Annotated in this window: 8 protein-coding genes; 4 read left to right on the top strand and 4 right to left on the bottom strand. The window is 70.4% G+C overall.

Annotated features, from left to right (window positions below; translation table 11 throughout):
• The 4 genes from EAO76_RS21465 to EAO76_RS21450 form a co-directional block, all read right to left on the bottom strand.
• Nucleotides 1-903: carbohydrate ABC transporter permease (locus EAO76_RS21465; RefSeq protein ID WP_148837583.1), on the bottom strand; the 903-nt coding region annotated here is incomplete at its 3' end.
• Nucleotides 904-993: 90 nt separating this feature from the next.
• The gene (locus EAO76_RS21460) at nucleotides 994-2,247 is read right to left on the bottom strand and encodes an extracellular solute-binding protein (protein WP_148837582.1); all 1,254 of its coding nucleotides are present in this window, start codon (nucleotides 2,245-2,247) and stop codon (nucleotides 994-996) included.
• Nucleotides 2,248-2,300: 53 nt separating this feature from the next.
• Complete coding sequence (locus EAO76_RS21455) at nucleotides 2,301-3,560, bottom strand: Gfo/Idh/MocA family protein (protein ID WP_148837581.1); 1,260 nt, start codon at nucleotides 3,558-3,560, stop codon at nucleotides 2,301-2,303.
• Nucleotides 3,561-3,818: 258 nt separating this feature from the next.
• On the bottom strand, nucleotides 3,819-4,982 hold the full coding sequence (locus tag EAO76_RS21450) for an ROK family transcriptional regulator (RefSeq protein WP_148837580.1): 1,164 nt from the start codon (nucleotides 4,980-4,982) through the stop codon (nucleotides 3,819-3,821).
• Nucleotides 4,983-5,136: 154 nt separating this feature from the next.
• Between EAO76_RS21450 and EAO76_RS21445 the strand changes: the two genes are divergently transcribed.
• The 4 genes from EAO76_RS21445 (at nucleotide 5,137) to EAO76_RS21430 (ending at nucleotide 9,868) form a co-directional block, all read left to right on the top strand.
• Entirely contained in the window at nucleotides 5,137-7,716 is a 2,580-nt protein-coding gene (locus tag EAO76_RS21445; protein WP_187438729.1) for a hypothetical protein, read from the top strand.
• Nucleotides 7,709-8,134: a hypothetical protein gene (locus EAO76_RS21440; protein WP_148837579.1), complete on the top strand. Its 426-nt coding sequence runs from the start codon at nucleotides 7,709-7,711 to the stop codon at nucleotides 8,132-8,134. Before EAO76_RS21445 ends, EAO76_RS21440 begins: the two co-directional genes overlap by 8 nt.
• Nucleotides 8,135-8,138: 4 nt before the next feature.
• Entirely contained in the window at nucleotides 8,139-9,080 is a 942-nt protein-coding gene (locus EAO76_RS21435; protein ID WP_148837578.1) for a GNAT family N-acetyltransferase, read from the top strand.
• A gap of 281 nt (nucleotides 9,081-9,361) precedes the next feature.
• Entirely contained in the window at nucleotides 9,362-9,868 is a 507-nt protein-coding gene (locus EAO76_RS21430; protein WP_148837577.1) for a SigE family RNA polymerase sigma factor, read from the top strand.
• Nucleotides 9,869-10,159: the final 291 nt, after the last annotated feature.

The following is a 10,159-nucleotide window of genomic DNA, read 5'->3' as shown; positions in this document are numbered from 1 at the left end:
CTGGTCCTTCCCGATCACGAGCCGCTGGATCACCGCGACCACCACGGTCAGCGCGAAGAGCGCGACGCCGATGGCGGAGGCGTAACCCAGGTCGAAGTACTTGAAGCCCGCGTCGTAGAGCTGGAAGACGAGCGTGTAGCTGGCGTTGGCGGGGCCGCCGCCGGTCATGGTGTAGACGGCGTCGAAGACCTGGAACGAGGCCGTCGTCTCGATCACGGCGAGGAAGAACAGGGCGGGCTTGAGCTGCGGCAGCACGATGTGCCGGAACCGCTGCCAGGGGCCCGCGCCGTCGGTGAGCGCCGCCTCCTCCAGCTCCCGCGGGATGTCCTGCATCCGGGCCAGCAGGATCAGCATCCCGTACCCGAACCGGGACCAGACACCGACCAGCGCGAGCGCGGGCAGCACCAGCACGTCGTCGGAGAGCCAGGAGCCCTCGGACATCCCCAGCCAGCCCATCAGGGTGGACCACGGCCCGCCGGTGGAGAAGATCCAGACGAAAACGGTGGCCGCCAGCACCAGCGAGGTGACGACCGGCAGGAAGAACACCGACCGGAAGAACTTCGCGCCGCGGAACGCACGGCGGGTGATCAGCGCCAGGGACACCGACGCGATCAGCGTGCCCGGCACCGCGAGCACCGTGTAGAGGACGGTGACCTTCAGCGCCTGCCAGAACAACGGGTCGTCCCACAGACGGGTGAAGTTGTCCAGCCCGATGAAACTGCCGCCACCCGTCAGGGAGTAGTCGGTGAAACTCATCAGCACCCCGGCGACACCCGGACCGAACCGGAACGCCAGGAAGAGCAGGAAACACGGCAGGACGAAAAGCAGGCCGATCCGGGCCTCGCGGCGCGCCTGCGGCCCGCTGCGACGGCCCCGGCGGGTGGGTTCCGCGACGACTGCCACGGCGATCTCCTTGCGATACGGGGAAAGGGGGGAGAGGTGGTCCCCCGTCCGCCGGGCGTGTGGTTCGACGGACGGGCGGGGGCGCCGATGTCAGCGGCCGAGTAGCGGACCGGCCGCCTTGGCAGCGTCGTCGAGGGCCTGCCGGGGAGACTTCTTGCCGAGCATCGCGGCCTGGATCTCCGGGGCGAGCACGCCCATCACCTCACGGGACTTCTCTTCCAGCGACCCGGTCTCCATGGCCGGGAGTGTGTCGGCCACGGCGGTGAGGATCTCGTCGTCGGGGTAGAGGTTCCCGGCGGAGGTGCGGGCCGGGAAGGTACCGGACTGCTTCTGCAGACCGGCGGCGTTCTTGGCCTCGGCGACGAACGAGATCCACTCTCCAGCCGCCTTGACGTCGGCGCCCTTGAGCATCGACAGTGCGCCGACGGTGCCGTAGCCGACCGATGCCGTCTCCTTCAGCGGCGGCTGGACGACGATGTTCTCCTTGCCCCAGAACGGCTCGACGTCCGCCGGGGTGTTCTGCCAGGTGCAGGCCACCTTGCCCTTGGCGGTCGGGGTCTGCTCCAGCTTCGGCGTGGTGGCGACCAGGTCCTTGTCGGTGTAGCCGCCGTCGACGAGCTTCTTCAGGTACGTCAGCGCCTTCACGCCGGCCGCGTCGTTGAAGGTGACCTGCTTGCCGTCCTCGGAGAAGACGTCGCCGCCGGCCTGCCACAGCAGCGGGTAGAAGGTCATGTTCAGCGTCTGCTGGGTGTCGCCGCTGTAGCTGGTGGCGTAGTAGCCCTTCTTCTTCAGCTCCGGCGCCAGCGCCTCCAGCTCGGCCCAGCTCGTCGGGTAGTTCTTCTCGCCGATCGCCGCGAACACCCGCTTGTCGCAGATCAGCGGGTTGGCGCTGGTCAGGACGGGAGTGCCGAGCGCCTTGCCGTCGTACGTGACGGACTTCAGGGCGAAGTCGGTGTAGTCCGACCTGGCGTCGGCCGGCATGTACTCGTCGGCCGGAACGATGCTCCTGGCGTACTTCGGCAGCTGGTCCGGGATCAGGTAGACGACGTCCGGGCCCTTGCCGGAGGCGATCGCGGTGGCCAGTGCGGTGTCGCGGTTGGCCCACGGGAAGGTCTCCACCTTCACCTTGGTACCGGTGTGCTTCTTCTCGAACGCCTTGACCAGGCCGTCCCAGTAGGCCTTGTTCTTGGCCTCGTCGAAGATGACCGGGTAGGTCCACATGGTGATGGTGTCGTCGTCGGTCCCGGATCCGCAGCCTGCGAGGACGGTGGTGGCGAGGGCAGCTGAGAGCAGCGGCACGGTGACGGCACGGGGTCTCGGGCGGCGACGGGCGATACGGAACATGAGCGGAAACCTCCTGGGGATGAGCGGGGAACGGTGTTGTTCGGGGACGTGAATCAGCGCGCCGGCACGCTCTGTACGGAGCCGGTGAGGCGGGCGCGTTCGGCGGCGAAGGCCGCCAGGTGGCTGCCGAGCGTGGCCTTGGTGCCGGAGCGGACCGCGGCCGGGTCACCGGTGGCGACGGCGTGGACGAAGGCATCGATCAACGCCATGTCCCCGCCGCCGTGTCCCTCGGCGGCGTTGGAACCGCTCGTGTCAACCTCGTGGACGGTGACCTCGTCGGTGCGGAAGTCGTGGACGGTGACACGCTTGCCGTCGCCGATCAGCCAGCCGTGCGAGCCGAAGATCCGGGTCTGGCGGTCGGTCTGTTCGGTGAAGGCGACCATGGTGAACGTCGCGGTCATGCCGCCGGACAGCTGCATGGCGAGGACCTGGTGGTCGACCACGTCGTTGTCGACGCGGTAGGCGCACAGGCCGTACGGGCCCTCGCGCAGCGCGGTCAGCAGCTCGGTCTCGTCCGTGGAGTCCGTGACGTGGGTGACCGGCCAGACCGCGCCCTTCTCGCGCAGCGTCGGCACGTACAGCTTGAGTGCGGAGTAGGGGCAGCCGTCCTCGGCCGCGCAGTCCAGGCAGCGCTCCGCGGCATCGGCCGGGGCGTTCTCGGGCCGGAAGTGCTTGAGCCCGCCGAAGCTGGCGACCTGCTCGATGCGCTCCCCGGTGATGTAGGAAATCCAGTCCAGGTCGTGACAGGACTTGGCGAGCAGCATCGGCGAGGAGTCCTTCTCGCTACGCCACGGCCCGCGCACGTAGGAGTGCGCGTAGTGCCACCAGCCGACGGGCTCCAGGTGCTCGACGCTGACGAGTTCGCCCAGCACGCCCGAGCCGACAACCTCCTTCACCAGGTCGGTGTAGGGGGTGTAGCGCAGGACATGGCAGACGGCGAAGAGTACGCCCGCCTTCTCCACGCCCTCGATGAGGGTGCGGGTCTCGGCCTCGCTGGGCGCCAGTGGCTTCTCGGCGAGGATCGCGTACCCGGCCCGCGCCAGTGCCAGGACGGGCTCGACGTGATTGCGGTCCTGGGTGGCGACGATGACGGCGTCGGCGACGGCATCCCCCTCGACGAGCGGCCGCCAGTCGTCGAACTCGAGCTCCGCCCCGGCTGCGGCGCGGGCCGCCGGCCGGGGATCGGCCACGGCCACGAGGCGGGCGCGTTCGGGGTGGGCCTTGATCCACGCGGCGTACGTCAGACCGCGGTTGCCGGCGCCGACGAGGGCCACGCGGACGGGCCGATCGGATATCGGAAGGTGCATGGACATTCCCAAGAGCTCCCTGGAGGTGAAGGAAAGGCACGCGACCGGCAAGGCGTGCGGTGGGGCCGGGGGGCGTCTCCCGCTGCGATGCCTGGACGCGAAGCCGTCAACGGTTGCCGGGTGCGGAGAACCGACAGGGGCCGGCTGCTGATGCGTACGGTGCGTGCCGGGGCCGCCCGAAAGCCGGAAGGCGGACCGCGCGGTGGTCTCCGCGATCCGGAGCACGGGCTGCCCGGGTGATGGCGGCAGGTCCGGAACGGCCGTTCACGGGCGCGCCGCCGTGGGCCGCCGGTTGTGCGCGAGATACGTCGTCTCGATGTGCTCGACGGCTCGCCAGATCGCACCGAGTGCGACCCGGTCGTCGCCGAGCGAGGACGGCTGGAGATCGGGGACCCGGATGCACAGCGGCTCCAGACGGTTACGGAGGCGAGGGAGCAGGACGTCGGCGGACTGGSCCAGTCCGCCGCCCAGCACGACCCGTTGCGGGTCGACGGTCAGCACCATGGCCGCAAGGCCGAGGGCCACGTCGCTGGCGTAGCGGTCGACGGCGCGCACGGCGACGGTGTCACCCCGGCGGGCGGCGGCCAGCACATGGGCGGCGGCGTTCCGCGGGGGTACGTCGGACGGGACGGCGGGACAACACGCCAGGCGGGTGGCGGCGGTCGCCCAGGGGGTGACGGGGAAGCTGCCGATCTCGCCCGCCGCGCCGCTGTATCCCCGGTGCACCCGGCCGCCGATGATCAGCGCCGCGCTGAGGCCGAGACCGGCGTGGATGTAGACGGCGTCCTCGATGTCCCGTGCCGCACCGAGGCGCTGCTCGGCGAGTGCGGCCAGCCGGGTGTCGTTGTCCACCAGAACCGCCCCGGCGCAGCGTTCGTCCAGGTGCTCGGCGAGCCGTACACCGGTCCAGTCGGCGGCCGCTCCCGCGAGTACGACCTCTCCCTCCGGGCCGACGACGCCGGTGGTGCCGGCGCTGATCGTCCAGATCTGGTGGGCGTCGATCCCCGCGTCGTCCAGGCACTCGGTCATCACCTCGCCGATGACGGCGAGCCGGTCGGCGCGCCGGATGTCCGGCGGCACCGTTCGGCGGGCCGTGGTGACGACCGTGCCGCAGAGGTCGGCGAGCACGGCGAGGACGCTGTGGGCACCGATGTCCAGCCCGAAGACATGACCGGACTCGGCCCGGAACCGGTAACGGCGGGCCGGCCGCCCCACCGCGCCGGGCGCGGGCGGGACTTCGGCCGCCCACCCCTGGTCGGTCAGCTCGGTGGCGAGGTCCTCCGCCGAGGCGCGGGAGAGACCGGTGAGCGTGGCCAGCTCGGTCAGCGTCACCGGCTCGCCGGCGCTTCTCAGCGCCCGCAGCGCGCCGAACGCGTTGAGCCGACGCAGCTGCGCCAAGTCACCGCCAGCGGGTCGGGATGCGTTCATGTACTCCTCTTGACGTCGTTTCGGCCATCGTGATTAATCAGAGAGTCCACGAAAACATTGCGGCGGTCAAGCGCCAAGATGGCGCAGATGCCGCTCTGAGTCGCGAACAAAACGACCACTTATTTGGAAGACTCTCATAACTTGGAGGGACGCGGTGCCCCGAAAACCCCCTGGACCGCTCTTCATCCTGCTGCTCGCCCTGACCGTCCTGATCGCGGGTCCCGCGCCCTTGGCCGCGGCCCGGGGCGGTGGTGCTGGCAAATCGGCACTGGACCGGACGTGGTTCGGCCCCGAGGCCGACCTCGGCGTCCAGCAGGAGACGGTCTCCGTCAACGACGCCGTGGTGGGCACGGAGGACGGCCGGCCCACGATGTACGCGACGGTCTCCGCCGAGAACGCGATCTTCAACGTCATCGACGTCCAGGACAACCGGCTGCTGCGCTCGTTCACGCTGCCCGGCGTGCAGCAGTCCTGGCGGCATGCGATCGGCCCCGACGGCACCGTCTACATCGCCGCCATCACCGGCGGCCAGACGGGAGAGCTGTGGAGCTACGGCCCGGCCGACAAGGAAGTGCGCAAACTCGGCACCGTTCCGGGCGAGAAGTCGTTGTGGTCGATGGCCACGGACCCGGAGGGCAATGTCTGGATCGGCACCTTCCCCAACGGCAAGGTGTTCAGATACGACCCGCGGAGCAGGGCCTTCCACGACTACGGGCAGATGGTGCCCGGCCAGCAGTACGTGCGCTCCCTCGCCTACCACGACGGATCCGTCTACGCGGGCGTGGGCTCCGTCGGTGACGTCATCCGGCTCGACACCGCCACCGGTACGAAGACGAAGATCTCCGACCAGGTCCCGGCGCTCCTCGGAGTGGAGCCCCGGCAGGTGCCCTTCGCCTACGACATGGCGGTCGTCGACGGCTGGCTGTTCGTCAAGTTCGCCGATCCGCAGATGAAGCTGCTCTTCTACGACCTCGGCGCCGGCAAGTGGAGCGACAAGTCCGTCGGCAAGAACACGCCTTCGGACGCGGGGGTCTTCTCCTTCAACCAGCTTCAGTCGCGGGACGGGAAGGTGTACGTCACCAACAACCGCGAGCTGTACGAGATCGACACGGCGACGCTGGAGTCCCGCTCGACCCGAATCGCCTTCGGTACCTCGCTGCGCGGTGCCGCCTGGATACCGCTCAATGATCCGGACCTCCCCGGGACCTCGCTCGTCACCCTGCAGTCGGGCGGCAGGATCACCGCTTTCGACATCGCCTCACGGCGCAGCAAGGCGCTGCCCTCGGTGATGCAGGGCGCGCCGAACCCGCTGCACAACCTGGAGGCGGCGCCGGACGGCACGCTGTTCATGAGCGGCTACCCCGGCGGCACCGGGTCCCGTTTCGACCCGCGCACCGGCCGCACCACCCGCTTCCCGATGGGCCAGGCCGAGGGCATGGCGGGCCTGGGCGACACGATGTACTTCGGCATCTACCCCGGAGGCATCATCTCCTCGGCGAAGCTGGACGCGGCGACCCCGGCCGTCTCCGAGAAGTTCCGTCTCGGCTCCGAACAGGACCGGCCGTACGTGATGAAGGCCCACGACGGCAAGCTGCTCATCGGCTCCATCCCCGACTACGGGAAGCTCGGCGGCGCGCTGACCATCTACGACCCCGCCGACGGGGAGAAGAAGACCTACCCCGACATCGTGCACAACCAGAGCGTCGCCGGGCTCGCCCAGCGCGGCGGACGGATCTACGGCTCCACCACCGTCCACGGCGGTCTGGGGACCGAAGCCACCGAGTCCGAGGCCAAGATGTTCGTCTGGGATGTCGCCGGCGAACGCAAGGTCAAGGAGCTCACCCTCGACCTCCCCGGCCTCGACAGCCCGAAGATGATCAGTGGTCTCGGCTTCGGCCGCGACGGCCTGCTGTGGGGCGCGGCCGACGGATTCCTGTTCGCGATGGACCCGGACACCCTCCAGGTCGTCAAGTACGAGAACGTCTACCCCGAGGTGAAGAACTACGGCATGTGGCGGCCGGTCTACCTCCGCTGGGGCGCCGACGGCCTGCTGTACACCACCCTGGCCGGCAAGCTCACCGTTGTGGACCCCAGGACCATGGACCACGTGACACTCGGCGACTACGACGAGGAGGTCGCCTTCATGACCCTGGCCCGGGACTCCGACGGCCACGAGAACATCTACTTCCTCGGCAAGACGGCGGAGTCCCGGCTGCGGATGATCCCGGTGCGCCGCGGCCCGGTCGGCACGGTGGCCGTCCACAACGCCGGCTTCGAGGTGGCGCGGCTGGACGGCGGTGCCGTCCCGGGGTGGCAGGGCGGTGGCACCCTGTTCGCCCTCTCCCAGGAGCGGGCGTACACCGGCAGACGCAGCATGAAGATCGTCGATGCGGCCCGGAGCGGCCCCGAGGCGTCGGCGGAGCTCACCGGTGAGCCGGTGCCGGCCACCGCGGGGGCGTACTACCGGGCCCGTGCCAAGGTGTACATCGAGGACGGAAGCACCGACGATTCGGTGCTGCTGCTGAGCTTCCTCGACAGGGCCGGCCGGCCGGCCGGCCGGACGGCGAGCGCACCGCTCCGCGGCGTGGACCAGCGGCGCTGGATCGACACGCAGGCCAGTGGTACGGCTCCGCCCGGTACGGCGTCGGTCCGCGTCTCGCTGTACTCGTCCGCGTGGAACCTCATGACCGGATACGTCGACGCGGTGAGCCTTCAGCGCACCAGGCGTGGGTGACACCCACGCACGGACACCGGGCCACGGCGACCGTACGCCGTGGCCCGGTGTCGTCGACGCGGCGCTCAGCCCCGCCGTCGAACTCGCACCGCACGGCATCACCGCCGGTGCCCTCGCACTCGGCGCGTTCCGGACCCCGATCGACGGCGCGTTCCCCTTCGACCGCGACGCGTTCGGGACGGCCTGCCGGGAGCGTGTTCCGCTTGGCTGCTACCGGGTGCCCGGCGAGAACATGGGCGCTGCTGCTGTTCGCCTCGGACGTCGGGGCGTACATCAGCGGGCCCGGATCGTCATGGACGGCGGCGTGCTCGCCGAACAGACGCACCGGATGCGCTTCATCCGCCCCGCCGCGTACACGGCGTACGACGCTCAGCTCCGCCACCCTTCGGTGACCGGGTGTACACAGAAAGAAACTTGACGTCATGACACACACCTTGCGCACCCTCGCCCCGGCCGACGAGGCAGCCGTGCACGCACTATGGGCGATCTGCTTCGACGCCCCGCACCTCCCGGCACTGCACGCCCTGGACCCCGACCGCCACCGGCGGACCTTCGTGGCCGCGCGCGGTGACACGGTCGACGCCGTCGTCTGCTACGTGCCGCGGCAGCTCCGCGACGCCCACGGCCGGGTCGAACGAGTGGGCGGTATCGGCAATGTCGCCACCCGCCCCGAAGCACGGGGCCAGGGCCTGGTTCGCCGACTGCTCGCCCTTGCCGCCGAGGCCATGACCGCCGAGTCCTGCGCATGGTCCCTGCTGTTCACGGCCACTCCCGGGGTCTACGAGCGCTCGGGCTGGACCGGCTTCCGCACCTCCTGGACCGAGGGCCCGCTCACCACTGTTGGCCCACCCGAGCCCCGCTTCCGCATCCGTGCGGCCACCCCGGCCGACGCCCCGCGGCTGGCAGAACTGCACGCCGGATTCAACGCCGCACGCCCACTCACCGCGATGCGGACGGCCGACGACTGGATCCACCGCGTGCCCGCCTGGTACGGCCCCGGCGCCGAATGGCTGATCGCCGAGGACGACGGGGGGACGGCGGTCGGCTACACCGTGGCCCGGCACATCGGCGAGGCCGTCGAGGTCCGCGAGTGCGCGGTGACGGAAGCCGCACCGGCGGCCCTCGGTGAGTTGTTCGCTGCGGTGGCCCGCCGGGCCCGTGCGGCGGGCGCCGCAGTCGGCCGGTCCCACCTCCCCGAGGACCCGGCCGTCCGCGCTGCCCTGCCCCGGTTTCTCGCCCGGGATCAGGCCCGGGAGCGGACGCGGACGGTGGGCATGGCCCGCCCGCTCCTCGCCCCGCCGGAGTCGATACGCGCCACGCTGCAGGCCACGGGAGCAACCCACTGGCACGGCGACTCGTTCTGAGCCGGCAGTCCCGGGGACCGTTCTCGGGCGAGATTCTGCTCCACGGCATGTCGTCCGAGGCGGTGGCGTCGTGACCTGCGGTTGCGCAAGCGGGTGGCTGCGGAGCCGGGTGGCGCCGACCGGGCCGTCCTCCCACCCGGAGATACCGGAACCGGCTGCGGCCCGAGGCGCTTGTCGTCGATGTGCCTGTGATCCAGATCATGGTCCGCAGGTGCATCGTGGGCCGCCTCCCAGTGCCTTCTACAGGGTGTAGGCGACCGGCGAGAACAGGGACAGTGCGGATGGAGCAGAGTCGAGCCCGTGCGTTCGACGAGTTCGTGGCTGCCCGGTGGTCGGTGCTGATCCACCTGGCACGTCTGCTCGTCGGAGGCGATCGGCATCGGGCCGAGGACCTGTTGCAGGAGTCCTTGGTCAAGCTCTGGTTCGTCTGGCCCAAGGTCGCGGACGAGGCACCGGAGCCGTACGTCCGCAAGGTGATGATGCGTGCGGCGGCACGCTCGGGACAGCGGCGTTGGTGGGGTGAACGCCCCGTCGAGCAGCTGCCCGAGACGGCTGTTGTCGGCGATGTGTCAGCGGACGTGGTGGAGCGTTCCCGGCTGGAGGCCGCGCTGGCCCAGTTGTCGCCGAAGCAGCGGGTGGCGGTGGTACTGCGCTATTACCAGGACCTGCCCGAGGGGCAGGTGGCGGAGGTGCTCGGGTGCCCGGTGGGCACGGCTCGGTCCCATGCCACACGCGGAGTGGCTCGGCTGAGGCAGCTCCTGGGCAACGTGAACGAGCCGGTGCGGTGAGGGAGAACCCCATGGATCACTTCGAACGGCAGCTGGCACAGATGATGCGCGACACCGGGACGGCGCCCGCACCGTTCGAGCCGAAGCACCGGGAACGTCTCTGGGCAAGGGTGCGTGTCCGTCATCGGAGACGCGCCGCGCGGAGGGCAGCCGGCTCCGTCCTGGCCGTCGTCGGCCTCAGTGTCGGGCTGTCCCTGCTGCCCGGCCATGCGACCCGGGTCGAGCCCGGCCACCKCGGCCCACGGCCCACGACGAGCCCGCCGACCTCCGCCCCGCCCGCAACACCTGACG

It is taken from the genome of Streptomyces sp. sk2.1 (assembly GCF_008120935.1).
In the GTDB taxonomy this organism is placed as follows: domain Bacteria; phylum Actinomycetota; class Actinomycetes; order Streptomycetales; family Streptomycetaceae; genus Streptomyces.
The sequence above is the reverse complement of the archived record's forward strand: the minus strand, read 5'-3'. Positions and strand labels throughout refer to the sequence as shown.